This window comes from Idiomarina baltica OS145 (assembly GCF_000152885.1).
In the GTDB taxonomy this organism is placed as follows: Bacteria; Pseudomonadota; Gammaproteobacteria; order Enterobacterales; family Alteromonadaceae; genus Idiomarina; species Idiomarina baltica.
This window is the reverse complement of the sequence record NZ_AAMX01000001.1, coordinates 64,311-84,069: the sequence shown is the minus strand read 5'-3', so window position 1 is coordinate 84,069 and position 19,759 is coordinate 64,311. Positions and strand designations below refer to the sequence as shown.

General features: G+C 47.5%; 25 protein-coding genes and 1 pseudogene. 15 read left to right on the top strand and 11 right to left on the bottom strand.

Annotated elements, in window-relative coordinates:
- Position 1 precedes the first annotated feature (1 nt).
- Positions 2-424, top strand: a complete 423-nt coding sequence (locus tag OS145_RS00425) for a VOC family protein (RefSeq protein ID WP_006953886.1) — start codon at positions 2-4, stop codon at positions 422-424.
- On the opposite strand, the gene OS145_RS00420 is transcribed toward OS145_RS00425, so the two are convergent.
- On the bottom strand, positions 421-1,368 hold the full coding sequence (locus tag OS145_RS00420) for a threonine ammonia-lyase (RefSeq protein ID WP_006953885.1): 948 nt from the start codon (positions 1,366-1,368) through the stop codon (positions 421-423). The genes OS145_RS00425 and OS145_RS00420 overlap by 4 nt on opposite strands.
- A gap of 34 nt (positions 1,369-1,402) precedes the next feature.
- Here OS145_RS00420 and OS145_RS00415 point away from each other — a divergent pair, with 34 nt between their 5' ends.
- Positions 1,403-2,014 carry a YjaG family protein gene (locus tag OS145_RS00415; RefSeq protein WP_006953884.1) on the top strand — a complete coding sequence of 204 codons (612 nt, stop codon included), beginning with the start codon at positions 1,403-1,405 and terminating at the stop codon, positions 2,012-2,014.
- Here the strand turns inward: OS145_RS00415 and OS145_RS00410 are convergent.
- Complete coding sequence (locus OS145_RS00410; protein WP_006953882.1) at positions 1,999-2,277, bottom strand: DUF1145 domain-containing protein; 279 nt, start codon at positions 2,275-2,277, stop codon at positions 1,999-2,001. The genes OS145_RS00415 and OS145_RS00410 overlap by 16 nt on opposite strands.
- Positions 2,274-2,873 (bottom strand): 16S rRNA (guanine(966)-N(2))-methyltransferase RsmD, encoded by a 600-nt coding sequence (rsmD, locus tag OS145_RS00405; RefSeq protein WP_006953881.1) that lies wholly within the window; start codon positions 2,871-2,873, stop codon positions 2,274-2,276. The genes OS145_RS00410 and rsmD overlap by 4 nt, the downstream gene beginning before the upstream one ends.
- Positions 2,874-2,982: 109 nt before the next feature.
- Between rsmD and ftsY the strand changes: the two genes are divergently transcribed.
- The 5 genes from ftsY to OS145_RS13075 all read left to right on the top strand — a co-directional run bounded on the left by ftsY (position 2,983) and on the right by OS145_RS13075 (position 7,332).
- A complete protein-coding gene (gene ftsY / locus OS145_RS00400; protein ID WP_006953880.1) occupies positions 2,983-4,263 on the top strand; it encodes a signal recognition particle-docking protein FtsY in 1,281 nt (426 codons plus the stop codon).
- 17 nt (positions 4,264-4,280) lie between these two features.
- The gene (ftsE, locus tag OS145_RS00395) at positions 4,281-4,958 is read left to right on the top strand and encodes a cell division ATP-binding protein FtsE (protein WP_006953879.1); all 678 of its coding nucleotides are present in this window, start codon (positions 4,281-4,283) and stop codon (positions 4,956-4,958) included.
- Complete coding sequence (ftsX, locus tag OS145_RS00390) at positions 4,955-5,947, top strand: permease-like cell division protein FtsX (protein ID WP_006953878.1); 993 nt, start codon at positions 4,955-4,957, stop codon at positions 5,945-5,947. The genes ftsE and ftsX overlap by 4 nt, the downstream gene beginning before the upstream one ends.
- 183 nt (positions 5,948-6,130) lie before the next feature.
- Positions 6,131-6,991 (top strand): RNA polymerase sigma factor RpoH, encoded by an 861-nt coding sequence (gene rpoH, locus OS145_RS00385; RefSeq protein ID WP_006953876.1) that lies wholly within the window; start codon positions 6,131-6,133, stop codon positions 6,989-6,991.
- 83 nt (positions 6,992-7,074) lie between these two features.
- Positions 7,075-7,332: a YkgJ family cysteine cluster protein gene (locus tag OS145_RS13075; protein WP_083773204.1), complete on the top strand. Its 258-nt coding sequence runs from the start codon at positions 7,075-7,077 to the stop codon at positions 7,330-7,332.
- Here the strand turns inward: OS145_RS13075 and OS145_RS00380 are convergent.
- From OS145_RS00380 to gpmI, 3 genes are read right to left on the bottom strand one after another with little or no spacing between them, the layout of a single operon-like run.
- The gene (locus tag OS145_RS00380; protein ID WP_242603630.1) at positions 7,294-8,070 is read right to left on the bottom strand and encodes a divergent polysaccharide deacetylase family protein; all 777 of its coding nucleotides are present in this window, start codon (positions 8,068-8,070) and stop codon (positions 7,294-7,296) included. The two genes, OS145_RS13075 and OS145_RS00380, sit on opposite strands and share 39 nt — an antisense overlap.
- Positions 8,058-9,200 carry a murein hydrolase activator EnvC family protein gene (locus OS145_RS00375; RefSeq protein ID WP_006953873.1) on the bottom strand — a complete coding sequence of 381 codons (1,143 nt, stop codon included), beginning with the start codon at positions 9,198-9,200 and terminating at the stop codon, positions 8,058-8,060. The genes OS145_RS00380 and OS145_RS00375 overlap by 13 nt, the downstream gene beginning before the upstream one ends.
- A gap of 3 nt (positions 9,201-9,203) precedes the next feature.
- A complete protein-coding gene (gpmI, locus tag OS145_RS00370; protein WP_006953872.1) occupies positions 9,204-10,736 on the bottom strand; it encodes a 2,3-bisphosphoglycerate-independent phosphoglycerate mutase in 1,533 nt (510 codons plus the stop codon).
- Positions 10,737-10,922: 186 nt separating this feature from the next.
- On the opposite strand from gpmI, the gene OS145_RS00365 reads away from it, so the two are divergent.
- The 3 genes from OS145_RS00365 (at position 10,923) to gpsA (ending at position 12,949) form a co-directional block, all read left to right on the top strand.
- On the top strand, positions 10,923-11,354 hold the full coding sequence (locus tag OS145_RS00365; RefSeq protein WP_006953871.1) for a rhodanese-like domain-containing protein: 432 nt from the start codon (positions 10,923-10,925) through the stop codon (positions 11,352-11,354).
- 82 nt (positions 11,355-11,436) lie between these two features.
- Entirely contained in the window at positions 11,437-11,931 is a 495-nt protein-coding gene (secB, locus tag OS145_RS00360; RefSeq protein ID WP_006953870.1) for a protein-export chaperone SecB, read from the top strand.
- A gap of 16 nt (positions 11,932-11,947) precedes the next feature.
- On the top strand, positions 11,948-12,949 hold the full coding sequence (gene gpsA / locus OS145_RS00355; RefSeq protein ID WP_006953869.1) for an NAD(P)H-dependent glycerol-3-phosphate dehydrogenase: 1,002 nt from the start codon (positions 11,948-11,950) through the stop codon (positions 12,947-12,949).
- Between the two features lie 15 nt (positions 12,950-12,964).
- Here the strand turns inward: gpsA and slmA are convergent, their stop codons facing one another.
- Genes slmA through coaBC form a run of 3 tightly spaced genes read right to left on the bottom strand, consistent with a single transcriptional unit; the run spans position 12,965 to position 15,266 of the window.
- Positions 12,965-13,558: a nucleoid occlusion factor SlmA gene (slmA, locus tag OS145_RS00350; RefSeq protein ID WP_006953868.1), complete on the bottom strand. Its 594-nt coding sequence runs from the start codon at positions 13,556-13,558 to the stop codon at positions 12,965-12,967.
- Positions 13,559-13,574: 16 nt separating this feature from the next.
- Positions 13,575-14,030, bottom strand: a complete 456-nt coding sequence (gene dut / locus OS145_RS00345; protein WP_006953867.1) for a dUTP diphosphatase — start codon at positions 14,028-14,030, stop codon at positions 13,575-13,577.
- Positions 14,031-14,048: 18 nt separating this feature from the next.
- Complete coding sequence (gene coaBC / locus OS145_RS00340; RefSeq protein ID WP_006953866.1) at positions 14,049-15,266, bottom strand: bifunctional phosphopantothenoylcysteine decarboxylase/phosphopantothenate--cysteine ligase CoaBC; 1,218 nt, start codon at positions 15,264-15,266, stop codon at positions 14,049-14,051.
- A gap of 106 nt (positions 15,267-15,372) precedes the next feature.
- On the opposite strand from coaBC, the gene radC reads away from it, so the two are divergent.
- The 3 genes from radC to rpmG all read left to right on the top strand — a co-directional run bounded on the left by radC (position 15,373) and on the right by rpmG (position 16,632).
- On the top strand, positions 15,373-16,047 hold the full coding sequence (gene radC, locus OS145_RS00335) for a RadC family protein (RefSeq protein WP_040487498.1): 675 nt from the start codon (positions 15,373-15,375) through the stop codon (positions 16,045-16,047).
- Positions 16,048-16,227: 180 nt separating this feature from the next.
- The gene (gene rpmB, locus OS145_RS00330) at positions 16,228-16,464 is read left to right on the top strand and encodes a 50S ribosomal protein L28 (protein WP_006953864.1); all 237 of its coding nucleotides are present in this window, start codon (positions 16,228-16,230) and stop codon (positions 16,462-16,464) included.
- Between the two features lie 12 nt (positions 16,465-16,476).
- Complete coding sequence (gene rpmG, locus OS145_RS00325; RefSeq protein WP_006953863.1) at positions 16,477-16,632, top strand: 50S ribosomal protein L33; 156 nt, start codon at positions 16,477-16,479, stop codon at positions 16,630-16,632.
- A gap of 78 nt (positions 16,633-16,710) precedes the next feature.
- On the opposite strand, the gene OS145_RS00320 is transcribed toward rpmG, so the two are convergent.
- On the bottom strand, positions 16,711-17,343 hold the full coding sequence (locus OS145_RS00320) for a 2OG-Fe(II) oxygenase (protein WP_006953862.1): 633 nt from the start codon (positions 17,341-17,343) through the stop codon (positions 16,711-16,713).
- Positions 17,344-17,422: 79 nt separating this feature from the next.
- On the opposite strand from OS145_RS00320, the gene OS145_RS00315 reads away from it, so the two are divergent.
- On the top strand, positions 17,423-17,908 hold the full coding sequence (locus OS145_RS00315; protein WP_006953861.1) for a hypothetical protein: 486 nt from the start codon (positions 17,423-17,425) through the stop codon (positions 17,906-17,908).
- 12 nt (positions 17,909-17,920) lie between these two features.
- Positions 17,921-18,732, top strand: a pseudogene (mutM, locus tag OS145_RS00310) (bifunctional DNA-formamidopyrimidine glycosylase/DNA-(apurinic or apyrimidinic site) lyase).
- Here the strand turns inward: mutM and bioH are convergent.
- Positions 18,733-19,497 carry a pimeloyl-ACP methyl ester esterase BioH gene (bioH, locus tag OS145_RS00305; protein ID WP_006953858.1) on the bottom strand — a complete coding sequence of 255 codons (765 nt, stop codon included), beginning with the start codon at positions 19,495-19,497 and terminating at the stop codon, positions 18,733-18,735.
- Positions 19,498-19,759 lie beyond the last annotated feature (262 nt).

Genomic DNA, 19,759 nt, shown 5'->3' with positions numbered 1-19,759 from the left:
AATGTCAGCAGTACGTCCGTTTCATTTAGCCTTACCTGTAAAGTCCCTCGATAATGCACGCAAGTTCTATGGTGAGATCTTGGGGCTGGAACAGGGGCGTAGTAGTGACGATTGGATCGATTGGAACTTCTTTGGTCATCAATTTGTGACGCATGTGGCACCTGAAATAGCGGGTGTTAAAAACCACAGCGGCGTCGATGGTCACAATGTGCCCGTGCCTCACTTCGGTGTCGTGTTATTACGCGAAGATTGGGACGATGTGGCGCGTAAGATTGCTGACTCTGATATTGAGTTTGTCATCGAGCCTTATATTCGTTTTAAAGGCAAACCGGGCGAGCAAGGCACGATGTTTTTCTACGATTACTGCGGCAACGCGCTTGAATTTAAAACGTTCAAAAGCGATGCCGATATCTTCGCAACTTAAACCTTGAGCGGCTGACTGGGCTCGGCCGCGATATTCCCACCACTTAATACAATTCCAACCCGTTTCCCGGCGAATCGACTTCGCTCTTGCTTCAGCGCCGCCAGCGTGATCGCTGAGGATGGTTCTATAATGATTTTAAGACGCTGCCAGATCAGTTCCATGGCCGCTTTTGTGTCTTTATCCTCAACGACAAGCACAGCACTTACGTGGCGTTTTAATATTTCGAAATTATATTCCCCCAATTGCGTCAGTAAGCCATCGCAAATACTACGCGGTGGTTTCGCGGGTTGTCGGACTCCGGTGCGGAGCGACTCAAACCCATCATTAGCGAGCATCGGTTCAGCGCCATAAACTTCGAGTCCTTGCGCTGCTAGGCATGCGCCTGCCAGCAGACCTCCACCGCCCAAAGGGGCGACGACGGTGTCTAAATCTTCGACTTGTTTGAGTAGCTCTAACGTTGCTGTTCCTTGTCCCGCGATAATATCGGGATGGTCATAGGGGGGAATAAATGTCTCTCCGGTCTGCGCTCGTTCTGCTGCAAATCGCTCTCGCGCTTCCATACCGGGCTCTATAGTCACTATTGAAGCACCGCTGGCTTCAATATTGTTACGTTTTATCGCAGGCGCATTATAGGGCACCGCGACCGTAACGGAGATGCCTAAACGTGCTCCAGCATAGCCCAGTGCGGCACCGTGATTACCTGATGATACGGTAAACACTCCAGTTTGCCGTTGTTGCTCTGACAGAGATAACAACGCATTGCTGGCGCCCCGGTACTTAAACGCGCCGGATTTCTGAAGGTTTTCGCACTTAAAGAAAACTTCACAGCCCAGGGCCTCATCGATTTCTGAACATGTGAGTACCGGTGTGTGTTTAATGAAACCTTCCAAGCGATTGGCAGCTAATACAATGTCATCGTAGCGAGGCAAGCTTATTTTAGGCATAATACGGGTCCTTCAGCGAAAACGAGGATTGCTTGTGGGTCAATTAAATACGTTTCAGCGCATCCGTGCGATGGAAGCCGAAAAACAATCATTGTTTGCATTGTATCTGTGCGAGCGGATGCTGCCAAATTATGAATTTTTTCATCAGCTCACGGGGTTCGGTGAACTCAAGCCGCTACGTGGCGCCCTTAACGCGCTATGGGACCGTCATGCAAATCCTAAACACAGCAAAATCAACGCAGAACGTTGGCAAGAGAAAGTCGATGAAGTGACGCCGAGTGAATACGGTCATGACATGCTTGGGGTTTATCCCGCGATGGATGCGTGTACTGCAATCAGTACCTTGCTGCAGGGCGTGCTTGATAAAGACTCAAAAAACTTTGTTGATGTCGCGAAAGTATCGCAAGCCTCGGTGGCTAAATTCATTGAGCTCAATATCGCCGATGAGGTACCCGCTGAACAGTTACGAGAGGCGGTTAATCAACATGAGCTGTATCAGTACGAAGTTGAAATGCAGCAAGCGATGCTCAATTACCTCGAAGCGCAACCGACCGTCACAAAGGCATTGGTTAACCAGCTGAAGCAAATGGTGGCCGATGAAGGTATTTCTAACATCGGCCTTGAAGTGAATCAGTCATCAGACTGACGTGCGTAGATTGTTAGCCATCCGAAAATGCCGAAGATAAGAATCTGCCAGCCATCTCCCTTTTTCCAAGGGAGTTGAGCTTTCATCGTGGCAACAAAAATCCCCAGCAATAACAAATGCATAATCACAAGTACGCCGAGTAACATAGCAATCAGACCATAAGCTTGGGTGCTCATGTCGACGACTAAACCCGATAAAAGCGCAAGCAAAGCAATCCATATAATGGCAAAAATCGCTTTGCCGAGAAGTAAAATCATATTCATACGTGTGTTGTCTCTTCAGTTGATGGAGTGAGCAGTCTAAAGCTGACTTGACCGTGATGTTTTTCTCTGAGGATATCGAAGTCATTGAAGATTTCAGGCGGTAAGTTGCGTTCACTTTCGACGTAAACTAGCGAATCCGAATGTAACCACTCACCTCGCTTCAGCGCGGCAAGCGTCGGACTGACGAGTGATTTATTAAATGGTGGATCGATAAATACGATGTCTAGTTTAGTGTGTTGAGTTGACTCCGCGTTTAGCCAATCGAGCGCGCTTTGTTGTATCACATTAATTTGTGGTGCCGATAAGCGACTGACATTTTGATTCAATTGCCGCGCCGCCGCTTTATCCATCTCTATCAATGTTACCTGTTGGGCGCCTCTTGATGCGGCTTCAAAGCCTAAACTACCGCTGCCAGCAAACAAATCGACAACCTGAGCGCCTTGAATATCAAATTGCAGCCAATTAAATAACGTCTCTCGTACGCGGTCCGTGGTGGGGCGAAGTCCCTCGGATGTCAGTATGGGCAGCTTACGCCCGCGCCATTGCCCGGCAATAAGGCGCAATTCTCCTGTTTTCTTGTTGCTTTGTTTTTTCACAATATAATTGGCCTGGTTAATTATCTGGGTGCGTCGTCAGTTTCGCTACAGCGTGGTAAACTATCACTAGTTTAACGATTTAATGGTTGTAGTTCCAAGGTATTCAATTATGGCAAAAGGTTTGTTTTCAATGTTTCGACGCAATAAATCGTCGAAACAAGATGAGAAAGAAATAAAACAAGATGAGCAAGAGCAGCAGTCGACCCCACGTGATGCTGATGCAACGGAAGACTGTGCGCAAGTGACGGCCGATTCAGCCGCAGGAAAGCCGTTACCCGAGGTCGACCCGGAACCTCCTAAGCAGTCTGAACCCGAACCTGAGCTCGAACCAGAACCTGAGGTTGTCTCTGCAGAGGAGACAAGATCTGAGTCTAACATTGAGCCTGAGCCCGAGCCTGAAGCCGCTCCAGCAATAGAACCTGAAGTTGAATCAACACCCGAAGCGGCACCCGCTAAGAAAAAGGGGCTTTGGGCTCGCCTGACCGAGGGACTCAAGCGGACATCGGGCAGTATTGGTTCGGGCTTATTCGGCGTCTTTAAAGGTAAGAAGATCGATGACGATCTGTTTGAAGAACTTGAAACGCAGCTATTAATGGCTGATTTAGGCGTAAAAACGACCACAAAAATCATCGATAATCTGACGCAACAAGCGGATCGCAAACAACTTAAAGATGCCGAAGCACTATATGAATTGCTGCAAGAGCAGATGGAAGCCTTGCTCGAGCCGGTCGATAAGCCGCTCGCGATTGATACCAGTAAAACGCCGTATGTCATTTTGGTGACCGGTGTAAATGGAGTGGGTAAAACCACCACCATTGGTAAGCTCGCTAAACAGTTCAAACGTGAGGGCAAGTCAGTCATGCTCGCAGCCGGGGACACGTTCCGCGCCGCTGCTGTAGAACAGTTACAGATCTGGGGCGAACGCAATGAAATCCCTGTCATTGCACAACAGACCGGTTCTGATAGTGCATCGGTATTGTTCGATGCAATGCAGGCGGCGAAAGCCCGTGGTATAGACGTGCTTATTGCCGATACGGCTGGGCGTTTGCAAAATAAATCTAACCTCATGGAAGAGCTAAAGAAAATTGTGCGGGTAATGAAAAAGCAGGATCCGGAAGCGCCACACGAAGTGATGCTAACGTTAGACGCGGGCACGGGCCAAAATGCAATCTCGCAAGCCAAATTGTTCACCGAAGCTGTCGGAGTGAGCGGAATTGTAATGACGAAATTGGATGGTACCGCTAAAGGCGGTGTGATTTTTGCCGTAGCCGATGAATTTAAAATTCCTATTCGATACATCGGTGTGGGTGAGCAACTGGACGATCTGAGGCCATTTGTCGCGCGAGACTTTATTCAAGCGCTATTTGACCGTAAGCTAGACCAAGAATAAAGCAACTTTAAGCCACTATGATACGCTTCGAGCAAGTTAGTAAAACTTATCCTGGGGGTCACCAAGCCCTCAGCCATGTTGATTTTCATGTTGAGCCGGGAGAAATGGCATTTTTAACGGGTCACTCCGGCGCCGGTAAAAGTACCTTGCTCAAACTAATCAGTGTGATGGAGCGCCCGACCGCCGGTCGAGTGCGTATCAATGGACATGATCTCAACACGATTAAGCCGAAGCAGGTCCCTTTTGTACGTCGCGACATTGGTATGATATTCCAAGACCACCGGCTGTTAATGGATAAATCGGTGTTTGATAACGTCGCGTTACCATTGATCATTGAGGGTTACAGCGTACAAGAAGCACGTAAACGGGTACTTGCCGCCCTTGATAAGGTCGGCTTGGCGGATAAGTATCGGCATTTTCCCATGATGCTCTCCGGTGGTGAACAACAGCGTGTCGGTATCGCACGCGCTATCGTTACCAAACCGCCTTTACTATTGGCGGATGAACCTACGGGTAACCTTGACCCTAAGCTCTCTATGGACATTATTCGGCTATTTGAGGAATTCAACCAAGTCGGTGTATCGGTACTCATTGCTACGCATGATTTAGGTCTCATTGCGCGGTTAAAATATCGGACGTTGACCTTAAAAGAAGGGCGGCTCATTAATGATGGCCTAGAGGAGCAACCGGCATGAGCTTATTGTTCCGCAATCGAGTCGTCGAAAAAGGTGCTCAACAACAAACCAGCTTGCCGTTTTGGCGGCGTATTTTGATGATCCCGGTGCATCATTTGCAACAGGCGGTCAGTAGTCTAGGGGAGTTGTGGCGTAATCCTATTGCGAGCTTAATGACTGTTGCTGTACTTGGTTTGAGCTTAACGCTACCTAGCGCACTCTATGTGATGGTAAAAAACACCTCCCAAATTGCTGGACAGTGGCAGCAAGCCTCTGAAATTTCTTTGTTTCTGCGTACCGATGCAAGCCAGCAATCGGTTGCTACATTAAAGCAGCAGATAAGTATCCGTAATGACGTCGAATCGGTTCAGTGGGTTACCAAACAAGAAGGGTTTGAGCAGTTTAAAGCGACTTCTGGTTTTGGTGAAACATTGGACTATTTTGACAGTAACCCGCTTCCCGACGTACTGGTTGTAACACCAGCGCAACAAGCACGCACACCTGCGCGGGCGCAGGCATTGCTTGAAGAGCTACAACAGGCTCGCGAAGTGCAGATGGGTAAACTCGATGTTGATTGGCTGTCTCGTCTGCAAGCGATTGTTGATTTAATTCAGGATGTATTGGCCGCATTAGCGCTGCTTTTATGTATCTCTGTCATTCTGATCGTGAGCAATACAATCCGACTGAATATACTCAGTAAACGTGATGAAATCGTGATTATGAAACTCGTCGGAGCCACTGATGCATTCATTCAACGGCCGTTTCTGTATACCGGTGTTTGGTATGGTGTGGCAGGCGGTGTGATTGCATGGTTGGCAACCCAGTTATTGATCTGGTGGATTGGTTCTGCCGTAACCAATGTAACTGAATTATATCAATCACAGTTTTCCCTTTCAGGATTGACTGTGGGCGAGATGTTAATGGTCTGGTTGGTTGCTGTGGCGCTGGGTTTAATCGGTAGTTTTCTAGCGGTGCGAAAGCACATAAAAAGTATCGAACCAGAGGCATGATCGAAAACGATCGCAAAACTTGCGTTGACAAACATGCGCGTTATACTGAGATTCTTGGCGATCGTTTTTTCGGGTCCAGCACTGACGATCTGTTGCGCTAAAAGGGAACTTGCGTGTAAAAAAACGGTCATATGAATAGGCTATGCTAGTCGATACATGTAGTGAGTAATTAGAGGTTGTTAAATGAGCACTGAATTAAAAACCATGGCTTTATCGGTCCCTCAGGGCGGGGGTCTTGACGGTTACATTCAGTCAGTCAACCGCATTCCAATGCTGAGCGCTGAGAAAGAAAAAGCGCTGGCAAAACGTTTGCAGGAAGATAAAGACTTAGATGCAGCGAAAGAGTTAATCATGTCGCATCTACGTTTTGTCGTGCACATCGCCCGTGGCTATTCTGGCTACGGCCTGCCGCAAGCGGATTTGATTCAAGAAGGTAACATTGGTCTCATGAAAGCGGTAAAACGCTTTAACCCAGAAGTGGGTGTGCGCCTTGTTTCATTTGCTGTGCATTGGATTAAGGCAGAGATTCACGAATATGTATTGCGTAATTGGCGAGTTGTAAAAGTCGCGACCACCAAAGCGCAGCGTAAATTGTTTTTCAATTTGCGTAAGATGAAGAAACGTTTAGGCTGGTTCAATCAAGATGAAGTCGAAACGGTGGCAAAAGAGCTAGGTGTTTCGAGCAAAGAAGTCATGGAAATGGAAGCGCGCATGAGTGCCCATGACCAAGCTTTTGAACTGAGTTCTGACGATGATGATTCTAAAGAAGGCTCGACCTACTCACCGGCGATGTATCTTGAGGACAAACGCTCAGATCTCGCGGAAGAAATCGAGACTGAAGACTACGAAGCACACACTCAGAAAAAGCTGTTTTCAGCGATGAGCGAGCTTGATGAACGTAGTCAGGATATCGTTCAGTCACGCTGGTTGTCTGAAAGTAAAGTTACGTTACATGATTTAGCCGCGAAGTATGAAGTGTCTGCTGAACGTGTTCGTCAGCTGGAACAAAATGCGATGAAGAAATTGCGTGCAGCGATGTCATAACTGAGTCTGTATTGTGTACCAAAGGCGCTGCGCAAGTAGCGCCTTTTTCGTTTCTGATTGCCCAGTAGATTTTTGGAGGATTCATGGAGTGTCGTATGGGGTGTGGCGCTTGTTGCATTGCGCCGTCGATCAGTTCTCCGATTCCGGGAATGTCCGAGGGTAAAAGGGCAGGTGAGCGTTGTGTCCAACTCGATGACGATAATTTGTGTCGTTTGTTTGGTGACCCGCGCCGTCCTCAGGTGTGCTCAGACTTTGATGCGACGCACGATGTATGCGGGGATAGCCGTGATCAAGCGCTGATTCTACTGACCCGTCTTGAACAAGCCACTGGCGATGCTTAACTCGCTTTTAACTGTCAATTCCGATGCGAAAACTAGCTGAACATCATCTTCTTTTAACGACTTTAAGCGCTGTTTTAAAAATTTAATCGTTTCCGGGTAAGGGTGACCAATTGCAATAGCACTCCCGTGTGCGTGAGCGATCTGTATTAGCTCATCAAACTGCTCAGTGAGATATTGCTCGTCTGTTTCATTATCGATAAAGACGTGTCGCCGGGCGACAGGTACTTGGTAGGACTGTGCCATCTTTTCTGCCACGGTGTACTCGGTTGTTCTACTGTCGATAAAGTACAAATCGTGATTCTTTAATGACTCCATCACCGCTTGCATAGGTTGAGTTAACTGCGTGAGTTGACTGCCCATGTGATTATTAATGCCGGCCACATAAGGAATATCATCTAATACTTGCCGTAACTTGAGCTTTATTTCGGCACTCGACATATCGGCGGTGAGCGCACCTAAGCCCAAGGCATTTCCCGCTAAAGCTTGCATCGGTACATGTGCCATAATTTGTTTGCCTTGGTGATGCGCTTTTAAGGCAAAAGACCGACCGTAAGGAGTAAAGGGAAGAATAGCAAAGGTAATATCTCCGGGGAGGTCCGCGGCTGCGAGATCTTCTGGGTGATTACCGATATCATCGATAATAATAGCGATCCTATCGGCAGCGACCACAGGGGAAACCATTATAAAACTGAGTACGAGTAGACACAGGTAACGGCCCATGACGGCTAGCGAATCCATTGGGTTGGATTTTCGGGTTGCCCTTTAAAGCGAATTTCGAAATAAAGTGCAGGAGAATTTTGCGCGCCGCTTTGACCCATGAGTGCAATTTCCTCGTTTTGTTGTACCTCTTCGCCGACATTCTTGAATATCACTTGGTTGTAGCCATACAAGCTCATATAGCCCTCACCGTGGTCGATCACAATAACCAGTCCGAATCCACGTAACCAGTCGGCAAAAACAACACGACCGTCGGCAATGCTACGGATGCTTTGCCCCTGTTCGCCATCAATGAGTACGCCTTTCCAACGGATAGGTCCCTCACGACGTTCACCGAATAAACGCTGTACTTTACCATTGGTCGGCCATTGTAAACTCGCTTTAATAGGCTTCAAACCGACTAACTCAACACGATCACTAAGTGCTTCCTCGATGGCAGCAATCACTTGTTCTAATTCAGCTTGACTACTTCGCAGTTCGGCAATTTTTTCTTCCTCTGAGCGCTGCTCATTACGCAGTTCGACAATAGCTTGTTCTTGCTTTTGTTGTTGCCTTTTAAGTGCGGAACGTTGTGCTGACTGCTCGCCGCGTAACTCAGTTTGCCGTTGGTATTGCGCCTGTAACGCTTGTTTGACCTGTTCTAATTGAGCCTGTGTTTGTTTTAAGCTGTCGATGGCTGCAATACGGGCATCGTTAAGGTACTTATAATACGTCAGTTGACGCTCGAGAGTGGATGCCTTTTGCTGGTTCAGTAGCAGTTTGAGATAGTCGTAATCGCCGTTTGCATAGGCCGCGATGACCTGATCTTTCAACGCGTTCAGTTGGTCACGGATATCGCTTTCCAGCCGACTTTGCTCTGCTTCGTTGTTTTCAATCTCTCCAGCTAAGGTTTGCAATCGCTCGCGGGTGTTTTGCAGCGCTTCAGCCAATTTGGCGGTGCGTAACTCTAATTTTTTGAGCGCCCGCTGACTCGATGTTAATGCTTGTTTGCGTGACTCAAACGCTTCAAGCCGAGATTCAATCTCGGCTTGAATTGCTTTAAGTTCGGCCTGCTTTTCTGCCTTGGTTTGCTCAGTAGGCTGCTGCGCACTAACGTCAGCAGCCAACAAAGTGACTACAAGAAACAAACTCCATACAAACGCTTTCAGCATTAATTAACCGTCCAATTGCATGAGCGTTTTACCCGTCATTTCATTTGGCTGTTCAAGTCCCATTAAATGCAACATGGTGGGCGCCACATCGGAGAGAATACCATTGCGTGGTGTAGCATGACGACCGACATAAATAAACGGAACAAGCTCACTGGTGTGCGCAGTATGGGCTTGGCCCGTGCTCGGGTCGCTCATTTGCTCGGCGTTACCGTGGTCAGCAGTAATAAGGCATTCACCGCCCACTTTTTGTAATGCTTCAACTACTCTTCCCACCGAATGGTCAACGGCTTCACAGGCTTTTACTGCTGCATCAAAGTTACCTGTATGACCCACCATATCACCATTGGGATAGTTACAAATAATGACGTCATACTCTTGATTATCGACAGCTTCAACAATCGCATCAGTGAGTTGCTTTGAACTCATTTCAGGTTGCAGATCGTAGGTTTTTACCTTAGGTGAAGGAATAAGTTTGCGTTGTTCGCCATCAAACGCTTGTTCCCGTCCTCCACTAAAGAAGAATGTGACATGCGCGTATTTCTCTGTTTCAGAAATGCGCAACTGCGTTTTATCGTGCTTAGCTAACCACTCGCCTAACACATTGTCGAGTCTTACCGGTGGGAAGGCACAAGGCGTGTCAAATTCATCAGCGTACTGGGTTAACATGACAAAGCCGCTGAGTTGTTTGCGAATGCCACGTTCAAACGTATCGAGTTCATTATCAATAAACGCACGTGTCATCTCGCGCGCTCGGTCAGCGCGGAAATTCATAAAGAACACCGCATCACCGTCCTCTATCGCGGCCGGCTCTCCAATGACCACCGGGCTGACAAACTCATCGGATTCGCCCCGCTCATACGCGTCGGCGAGGGCGTTATGAGCGTTATTTGCGCGATGTTCAGCACGTCCATGATAAACGGCGTTAAATGCACCTTCGATGCGCTCCCAGCGATTATCGCGGTCCATTGCGTAAAATCGACCCGATAGTGAGGCAAAGCGACCTACACCAAGTCGTTCGAAGAGTGCTTCAAACTTTTCAATCGACGGACCTGCTGATTTAGGCGGGGTATCGCGACCATCAAGAAAGCCATGCACGTAGATACGTTGAGCGCCTTTTTTATGCGCCAATTCGACCATCGCCATGAGATGCTCCTCATGACTGTGAACACCCCCTGCTGAGAGTAGTCCCATGATATGGACTGCTCCGTTTTTAGCGACCGCTTGTTCCACGTTTTCGGTCAACACAGGGTTATCGAAAAACTCTCCCGTTTTTATACTTTGCGAGATGCGCGTGAAATCTTGATAAACGACGCGGCCTGCACCCAAATTAACGTGGCCTACTTCAGAATTGCCCATTTGGCCATCCGGCAAACCAACGGCGCCTCCCGAGCCGTCGACTAAACAGTGAGGGTACTCATTCCACAACCGATCCATCACTGGCGTGTTCGCCGCGGTTATCGCGTTGTCCGGAGCTGAATCACGGTATCCCCAGCCATCTAAGATCATCAAAACCAATGGTTTTTTATCATGTGCCATATCGACTACCTATGCGCTTGAAAGCAAAAATATATTCTGTCCAGTTTACTGGATTTCTGCCGATTTCGCATCCACTCGATTTGCTATTGGTAGTTAGGGCTACAGAGGGTATACTTTCACCCTCTAAAAGGACATACCCTCCTCCTGTGAGGGGTCACCATTAACCGAATAAATAAACGAGTTAGCATGCAACAACTAATGACATTTGTAGCGAATAATCCATTCATGAGCGGACTATGGGTTGTTCTTTTGCTCGCGTTAATCATTATGACCATTCGCTCTACCATGCAAGGTATCAAGCAGTTACAGGCGCAACAAGCGATTATCTGGACTAACCGAGAGGACGGAATATTTGTCGATATCCGTTCAGCGGATGAGTACCGAAAGGGACACGTGAGTGGTGCTAAATCATTGCCGCAGCAGCAGATCAAAGACAATAAGGTGCATGCTATTGAAAAGTTTAAGGATGCCCCCATTGTATTGGTATGCAACACTGGACACACGGCGGTTTCGGTCGCGAAAAGTTTACAAGCACAAGGCTTTAACCAAGTCGCTGTCCTAGCAGGTGGCATGAATGCTTGGCGTAATGATAAATTACCGATTGCAACAGGAAAGTAGTTTTTAACTAAAAATTTAGCTAAAGTCGTCAATCGACAATTTAGTTTAGTGAACAACCAACGTTTTAATAGGAAGTATCATCATGGCTGACGAACAGCAAGCAAATGGCGCAACTGCCGAAAATCAACAACAACAACCGCAGTTTGCTATCCAACGCGTTTACACTAAGGACGTTTCTTTTGAAGCGCCAAATTCGCCTTCAGTATTCCGTAAAGAATGGAAGCCTGACCTGAAACTCGACATGAACGTTAAGCATGAAAAACTTGAAGACAACGTTTATGAGGTCGTGCTGACTTTGACGGCAACTAATAAAGTAGGCGACGAAGTCGCATTCCTTTGTGAAGTTCATCAAGCGGGTATCTTCACCATCGGTGACGAAGTTCAAGAAGGTCAATTAGCGCATACGTTAGGTTCGTTCTGCCCGAACATCTTGTTCCCGTACGCACGTGAATGTGTAGCAAGCTTGGTTAACCGTGCGACTTTCCCACAGTTGAACTTAGCACCTGTGAACTTTGATGCGATCTTCGCGCAACACGTTCAGCAGCAACAAGCACAACAACAGCAAGCTGACGCGTAAGGACTGGTTGCTTAATATGAAGCAAGCAGAAGTTGCGATTCTAGGGGCGGGGTCTTATGGCACCGCCCTTGCTATTTGTTTCGCTCGAAAAGGGGTGAAAACCTTACTCTGGGGACGCGATGAGGTGCAAGTTGCGGCGATGCGAGAACATCGCGAAAATGCGCATTACTTGCCAGGTTGTAAATTTCCAGAAAGCTTAACAGTTACCGCAGATATTAAAGCGGCGGTGGATGGCGTGAAAAATGTGGTTGTGGTAGTACCGAGCCATGCTTTCGCTGACATCTTAAATACCATCAATCCGCTACTAGCAACGCACGCACGCGTCGCTTGGGCGACTAAAGGTCTCGAGCCAGAGAGTGGACGCCTATTGTATGAGGTCGCTGAGGATGTGCTTGGCAACACTCACGCATTAGCGGTATTGTCGGGTCCTACCTTTGCAATTGAAATGGCTAAAGGCCTACCGACGGCTATCTCGATGTCATCGACAGATCAAGATTTTGTGGATGAGCTGTCAGAAATGTTGCATTGCGAGCGTTCTTTTCGCGTTTATACCAATGATGACTTTATCGGTGTGCAACTCGGTGGTGCAGTCAAGAATGTCATTGCAATTGGTGCTGGTATGGCGGATGGCATTGGTTTTGGTGCGAACGCACGTACTGCGCTTATTACCCGTGGTTTAGCCGAGTTGACACGCTTAGGTCTCAAGCTGGGTGCCAAAAGTGAAACCTTCACTGGGATGGCCGGTTTAGGTGATCTTATCCTTACTTGTACAGATAACCAGTCACGAAATCGTCGTTTTGGATTAGCGTTAGGTCAGGGTAAGTCTGTAGATGATGCATTAGAATCCATCGGTCAAGCCGTCGAAGGCTACCGTAACACGAGAGAAGTCGTGTCTTTAGCGCATCGTGAAGACTGCGAAATGCCGATCTGTGAGCAGATTTATAAAGTGTTATACGAGGGTAAGGCGCCGGAAGAGGCGGCTATCGCGTTATTGAGTCGTGCTAAGAAGAATGAATGATACAATTACTGGCTGCTAGGATGCAGCCAGTAATTGTTGTTCCATAAGTTGCCACTGTTGCTCAAAGTGTTCCGTAGGTAAGCGTTTAAAATCTGAACGTACGAATTGACTAATCTTACCATCAGCGAATGACAATAATAGATTCGCGAGTACACCTTCTTCTACAGCGAACCGCTTTTGTTCTCTTAATGCCTTTTCACGTAAAACTTGCTTCAGTTGTGACTCAATACGGTTAAATAAATCCTCTATCCTATGGCGTAGCCTGTCATGCTCCCCCATTAATGCATCACCTGATATGACACGAGTAATTCCAGGATTTCTTTCAGCGAAAGTAAGCACTAACTTAAGGATCGTTTGGCAACGCATCAGCGTGTCTTTCTCTTCGTCCATAATTAAATTAATGCGGCTTAAAAGCGTATCTTCGACAAACTCAATAAGCCCCTCGAACATACGTGCTTTTGATGGAAAGTGACGGTATAACGCTGCTTCCGAAACACCCAAGTTAGCCGCTAATTTTGCCGTGGTAATCCGTTGCCCGGGGCTTGTCTCCAACATGGCGGCAAGGGCTTGTAGAATCTCTTCACGACGGTTTCTTTTTTGTTGTGTCATCGCGTTACCTAATTAACTATTGCTTACCAGAATGGCCAAACCCGCCTTGGCCGCGATCGCTTGCAGCGAACTCGTTTACAATGTTGAGATCGGCCTGAATGACAGGAACAATCACTAGTTGTGCAATGCGGTCGCCAGGTTCAATTACGTAATCTCTTTCACTACGATTCCAAACGGACACCTTAAGCTCGCCCTGATAGTCCGAGTCAATGAGTCCGACAAGGTTGCCAAGAATGATACCGTGTTTGTGTCCAAGTCCAGAGCGAGGTAATAACGTCGCTGCATAGTTTGGGTTACCGATATGCATGGCAAGTCCAGTTCCGACTAAGTGCGTCTGTCCTGCTGCAATAGTCATGGGCGCATCAATACACGCGCGAAGATCCATGCCTGCTGAACCGCTAGTGGCGTACTCAGGAAGCGGGATGTCGGTGCCAATTTTAGGATTAAGTATCTTGACTTCTACCGAGGTCATATTGATTCGGTTCCTTAATTATCTACGAAAATTCTGATGAAAGTGGTTCGCAATATAGTGTGCCAGCTGATGGGCAAGCGATGTTTTACTTTGTTGCTCAAACACCACACGCTCGTCAGCACTGAGCACCACGGCGGCGTTATTATCACTATTAAAGCCAATATCACTATTGCTAACATCATTGGCGATGATGAGCGCTAACTTTTTACGTTTCAATTTATCAATCGCATACGTTTCTACGTCGCGTGTTTCCGCTGCAAAGCCAACGCACATCGGTGCAGGGTTCTGTTCAGCAATGGTTTTTAGAATGTCTGGGTTTTCAATAAGCTCGAGTTGCGGAGCACCCGATTGAGCGTTCTTCTTTATTTTGTGTTCGGCGATATTCGCGACACGATAATCTGCCACTGCAGCACAACCGATAAAAATGTCACTCGGGTTCGCCAGGGCTGCTTCTAACATCTCTTGCGCTGATTCTACATCAAGCCGTTTCACCCCCGTGGGCGTTTGAAGGTCAACAGGACCTGCTATCAGTGTCACTTCAGCACCGAGTTTGGCTGCCGACTGAGCCAGGGCAAATCCCATTTTACCGGAGCTGTGGTTACTGATGTAACGCACGGGGTCAATTGCTTCTCGCGTTGGACCTGCAGTGATAGTGAGTCGCACGCCTGCAAGCGGTTTACTCACTGAATCCTGTAACTGCTCAATGATGAACGTTTTAATTTGATGGGGCTCACTCATGCGTCCAGCACCTACATCGCCACAGGCCTGCGAGCCCGACTCGGGGCCAATCGCCTTGACTCCTTGCTCGCTAAGCCGTTGCATATTGGCCTTAACCGCAGGGTGTTGCCACATTTGTTGATTCATTGCCGGCGCCAGCAACAACGGTGCAGCAGTGGCAAGACAAACGGTACTGAGTAGATCATCAGCAAAGCCATGAGCGAGTTTAGCTAACGTATTAGCGCTGGCCGGCGCAATCATAACAATATCGGCCCACTTCGCCAGTTGAATGTGACCCATACCGGCTTCTGCTTGTGTGTCGAGTAGTTCACTATGCACTTCTTCACCGGATACCGCTTGAAGTGTCATGGGCGTCACAAAGGCTTCGCCACCTTTGGTCAGTATGACACGAACCTGCGCGCCCTCGTCTTTGAGGCGACGTATCAGTTCGGGTATTTTATAGGCTGCTATGCCTCCGGTGATACCGATTAAAATATGTTGACCTGCAAGTGCACTCATGATGAATCACCAACGTCCGTATGTTAAGACACGTAAAGATAACATGAGCTACGGCGAGGCGGTAGTCTGTAAGGCTACACTCGAGTATTTTAGCGGAGCTGAATCAATGAGTGTAAAGTCTTGGCCTGAGTCTGAAAGACCCCGGGAAAAGTTACAGCAGTTTGGAGTTAGTGCGCTGTCAGATGCGGAACTGTTGGCGATCTTATTGGGGAGTGGTTGTCGAGGTTTGGACGTGGTTACGTTTGCACGACAGCTGCTCGTGCAATTCAACGGGATTGGCCCATTACTGACATCCTCGAACCAGCAACTGATGGCTGTAAAAGGGCTAGGGCCCGCGCGGATTAATCAGCTACAAGTGGTACTCGAACTCTCAAAACGCTACTTAGCTTGGCAACTTTCGCGGCGGGACGGATTTACTGAACCATCGATGGTGAAGGAGTATTTGTCAACTCAGTTGCGTCATCAGCGGCGAGAGGTTTTTGCACTGCTATTGCTTGATAGCCAACATCGTTTGTTGCGTTATGAAGAGCTATTCTACGGTACGATTAATGCTGCTCCAGTTTATCCGCGTGAAGTGCTTAAACTTGTCATGCAGCATAATGCGGCTGCCGTTATCCTGGCGCATAACCACCCATCGGGAGTGGCGGAACCGAGCCAGGCGGATAAACGGGTAACAGAGAGACTCCAGAAAGCACTCGCCCTGGTTGACGTTGCGTTGCTTGATCACTTCGTGATCGGTAGTGGTGATCCTGTGTCATTTGCCGAAAGAGGGCTTATTTAATAATCACTGGAGATCTATTGCAAGATAGCGTAAAATTGCGCCCGAACGATCAAAGAGATCAAAAAACCGCCGTTTTAGCTTGATTAGCGGGCCTGTTTGCTGTATAAAATGCGCCCTCGGATTTCTAGGCAAGGTCAAATTGGGCGACAGGCGAGCTTGCAGCAATTTTGGAGTAGAGACATGTCACAAGTATGCCAAGTTACAGGTAAGCGTCCGGTAGTCGGTAACAACCGCTCGCACGCACGCAATGCGACTAAGCGTCGCTTTTTACCAAACTTACAAACTCACCGCTTCTGGGTTGAGAGCGAGAAGCGTTGGGTAAAATTACGCATTTCTACCAAAGGTATGCGTATCATCGATAAAAATGGTATTGACTCGGTATTAGCGGATCTCCGCGGCCGTGGTATCAAGGTGTAAGGAACAGATATTATGCGCGATAAGATTCGTTTGGTGTCGTCTGCTGGTACAGGTTATTTCTATACTACAGACAAAAATAAACGCACCATGCCAGAGAAAATGGAGATCAAAAAGTTCGATCCAGTGGTTCGTAAACACGTGATCTTCAAGGAAGCAAAAATCAAGTAATTTGGTTTTGTTTCGCAAAAAACCGGCTACTACGCCGGTTTTTTTATATCTAAAATTTATGCTACATGCGCGACTAGATTAGCGTGGTGGATCGATAATGCCGGAGATGCTGGCGTTTAACCGGAACCAACCTGTTAAACTGAAACGATCTTTTTGGCTAGGAAGTACCTCGTGTACAAACTGGTCGCTTAAAAACACAACTAATGTGCCACGTTTTGGTAACACTTTTTCCAACACCTCACCGCGCTTTCCGTACATTACTAATTCGCCGCCATCGGCCTCGCTCCACTTGGGGTTAAGATACAGCACCGTGGTTAACTTGCGATTACTTTTACCTTTAAACGCGTCCAGATGTTTTTTATAAAACGCGCCTTTAGGGTAGTGAGCTAAGTGACATTCGTAGTCGAACAAACCCATAAAGAGCGTGCGGTTAACAGCGAGTCGTAACTGTTCCATTAAATTCAGGAAGGGGGCGCCGTAAGTGCTGTTATCGTCTAGCCAAATAATCCTATCGTTACGAACCATCGTATTAATGGTATGTGTTTGAGCGCGTCCAATGGCAGCGGTTTGCCAATGAGCTGAGGCAATTTGGCTCGCTTCTTGATACAGTGGTTCTGCGACGGCGTGGGGTAAAAAACTCGGAATAATTGCGTATCCACGCTCAACGAGCGCGTCGATTATCGAGTCAATGTGATGGGATATTTTTTCCATAGCCATGATTAAATAAGATAAGCGGCGAGAATATAAAGTATTATTGTGATATCAACAATTGTTTTGTCGAAGAGAGTCTATGGATATTAACGAAAAGCGACGGTTTTTTGGACTCACATTTAAAAAAAGCACTTGGAATAATATCATCGTTTACGTGGTACTTATCATCGTGGCGACTTTTTGGTTTGCTTTTCCAAATCCGAATACCAAGATAAGCTCGGGACCCACTCAGTCGTTGATGGGCAAGTCAGATGAACTCACAGGAATCGAATTTGCAGGCTCAAAATACCAACTGAAGGAGCAGCAATGGACCTGCCAAGGCGATTGTATTCAATCCCAAGAGCAAGTGTTGGCGCTTATTAATCAATGGCTACAGTTGGCGATTTCAGCGACAAGCCAGAGGCCTCAAGGCGATCCAGTCATCGTGACTTTGTATTTTGGCAACGATAATTATGCTGAAGTTGAGCTTTATGATAAACCCACGGTAATGCTTAGGCTGCCGCAGCAAGGACAATTATATTTAATAGAAAACGCAACTCGCGCGTCTCTAATTCCTAGTAACTAGTGGAGCCTCATTGTGCCAGAATTACCAGAAGTTGAAGTGAGTCGTATGGGGATAGCCCCGCATATTGAAGGGCATAAAATTGAGCGTGTTAATGTTCACGATACACGATTACGCTGGCCTGTGCCTGACCAAGTTCATCACGTTGAAGGAAGCCGTCTTCTTCGCGTGGTCGACGAGCGAAATATTTACTGCTAGAAACTGAGCAGGGCACACTCATTTTGCATCTCGGCATGTCAGGAAAGCTACGCGTAGTGCCGATTGAAACACCGCGCGTTAAGCATGACCACATCGAAATAGAGTTCACGACGGGACAATGTTTGCGGCTCAACGATCCGCGTCGGTTTGGCGCCCTATTATTTACTGAAACGAATGCTGACGAGCATAAGCTGCTAGCGATGCTTGGACCCGAGCCTTTGACGGATGAATTTAATGCAGATTATCTATTCGAGCGATCACGCAACAAAAAGCAACCGATAAAGACGTTCATCATGGACAACCATCAAGTGGTTGGTGTGGGTAATATCTACGCCAATGAAGCGCTCTTTAAAGCAGGTATTCATCCCAAGCGCGCCGCTGGAGCAATAAGTAAAGTGCGCTATGAACGATTGGTTAAGCACATCAAAGAGACATTAGCTGAGGCGATACGGCAGGGGGGCACGACGTTACGTGACTTTACTCGAGTGGATGGTTCCCCCGGTTATTTTGCCCAAAAACTTCAGGTTTATGGGCGTGGCGGAAAAATGTGCATGGTCTGTAAAAAGCCATTGCGAGAAATTCGTTTAGGCCAGCGCAGTACGGTGTATTGCACACAATGCCAACGTTAATCAGCCTTTGATAAAGCTTATCAGGCGTTCGATAAACAATTCGGGTTCGGTGATGAATGGCGCGTGAGCGCTGTCATTAAATACGTAGGACGTGGACTGTGGAACTAAGGGCTCGATCGCCTGACAAGCGCTGATAGGTACCAGCCCATCAAGTCGACCATACATGCGTAGCATAGGCGCTTGAATATGCTTGAGAGTGTTGCGAAGATCAGTTTTTTCAAGCAATTTCAGTCCGGTAAGCAATGTTTCTTCAGAGGCTAACGGGGATTCAAATAACCACTGTTTGAGTTGCTTTACTTGCTGCTTTGCATTTTTACTGCCCATCGCTTGGAGTGATAAAAAGCGCTCCACCGTTTTACGAAAATCATTTTGTAAATCGGTTTCTAGCTGGGTCATTAATCGTGGCTTGATGCCTGGCCAATCACTCGACTCCAGAAAGTAAGGGGATGACGCTACGGTGATCAATTTATCGACGCGCTGGCAGTGTCGGGTAGCTAACGACGTGGCTATTAATCCACCCATTGACCAGCCCAATATATGGAAACGTTGAGGTAGGGAAGATAGCAATTGGTCAGCGATGGAATCGACGGAATTCGATAGGGTTTCTTCATGACTATCACCAAAGCCTGGCAGATCGACCAGCCATATATTGAAGTGTTTGCTGAGTTCGTCTTTTATCAAGCTCCATACGTGACGATTCATACCCCAGCCATGGAGTACAACTAAATCTTCCCCTTGCCCCTGTCGTGTTATTGCAATACTCACTATGTTTCTCTTTTTTTGTCGATATTGATGAACTATGCTATCTCGCCTTAATCACCTCGCCATCATACTGCAATTCAATGATTGTGTCTTTTGCCAACAACCAACGAACTCGCTAACCGGAATCTGCACTATTTGCAGTGCGCAGTTGCCCAGAATGTGCCCTCGTTCCTTTCGGCACTTGTTGTTGGAACATGCACCACCGCATGGAGAGCGTTGCTTCCGTCGACAGCGGCTTTGCATCGCAGTTTGGCGATATCACACG

Coding starts and splice junctions, on each gene's coding strand:
- coaBC (WP_006953866.1), bottom strand. CDS start 15,266: ATGAGTGCACTTGCAGGTCAACATATTTTAATCGGTATCACCGGAGGC.
- rpmB (WP_006953864.1), top strand. CDS start 16,228: ATGTCACAAGTATGCCAAGTTACAGGTAAGCGTCCGGTAGTCGGTAAC.
- radC (WP_040487498.1), top strand. CDS start 15,373: ATGAGTGTAAAGTCTTGGCCTGAGTCTGAAAGACCCCGGGAAAAGTTA.
- OS145_RS00320 (WP_006953862.1), bottom strand. CDS start 17,343: ATGGAAAAAATATCCCATCACATTGACTCGATAATCGACGCGCTCGTT.
- gpsA (WP_006953869.1), top strand. CDS start 11,948: ATGAAGCAAGCAGAAGTTGCGATTCTAGGGGCGGGGTCTTATGGCACC.
- ftsE (WP_006953879.1), top strand. CDS start 4,281: ATGATACGCTTCGAGCAAGTTAGTAAAACTTATCCTGGGGGTCACCAA.
- slmA (WP_006953868.1), bottom strand. CDS start 13,558: ATGACACAACAAAAAAGAAACCGTCGTGAAGAGATTCTACAAGCCCTT.
- ftsX (WP_006953878.1), top strand. CDS start 4,955: ATGAGCTTATTGTTCCGCAATCGAGTCGTCGAAAAAGGTGCTCAACAA.
- ftsY (WP_006953880.1), top strand. CDS start 2,983: ATGGCAAAAGGTTTGTTTTCAATGTTTCGACGCAATAAATCGTCGAAA.
- OS145_RS00410 (WP_006953882.1), bottom strand. CDS start 2,277: ATGAATATGATTTTACTTCTCGGCAAAGCGATTTTTGCCATTATATGG.
- dut (WP_006953867.1), bottom strand. CDS start 14,030: ATGACCTCGGTAGAAGTCAAGATACTTAATCCTAAAATTGGCACCGAC.
- OS145_RS00420 (WP_006953885.1), bottom strand. CDS start 1,368: ATGCCTAAAATAAGCTTGCCTCGCTACGATGACATTGTATTAGCTGCC.
- OS145_RS00315 (WP_006953861.1), top strand. CDS start 17,423: ATGGATATTAACGAAAAGCGACGGTTTTTTGGACTCACATTTAAAAAA.
- OS145_RS00375 (WP_006953873.1), bottom strand. CDS start 9,200: ATGCTGAAAGCGTTTGTATGGAGTTTGTTTCTTGTAGTCACTTTGTTG.
- rpmG (WP_006953863.1), top strand. CDS start 16,477: ATGCGCGATAAGATTCGTTTGGTGTCGTCTGCTGGTACAGGTTATTTC.
- secB (WP_006953870.1), top strand. CDS start 11,437: ATGGCTGACGAACAGCAAGCAAATGGCGCAACTGCCGAAAATCAACAA.
- OS145_RS13075 (WP_083773204.1), top strand. CDS start 7,075: ATGGAGTGTCGTATGGGGTGTGGCGCTTGTTGCATTGCGCCGTCGATC.
- OS145_RS00365 (WP_006953871.1), top strand. CDS start 10,923: ATGCAACAACTAATGACATTTGTAGCGAATAATCCATTCATGAGCGGA.
- OS145_RS00425 (WP_006953886.1), top strand. CDS start 2: ATGTCAGCAGTACGTCCGTTTCATTTAGCCTTACCTGTAAAGTCCCTC.
- rpoH (WP_006953876.1), top strand. CDS start 6,131: ATGAGCACTGAATTAAAAACCATGGCTTTATCGGTCCCTCAGGGCGGG.
- gpmI (WP_006953872.1), bottom strand. CDS start 10,736: ATGGCACATGATAAAAAACCATTGGTTTTGATGATCTTAGATGGCTGG.
- OS145_RS00380 (WP_242603630.1), bottom strand. CDS start 8,070: ATGGATTCGCTAGCCGTCATGGGCCGTTACCTGTGTCTACTCGTACTC.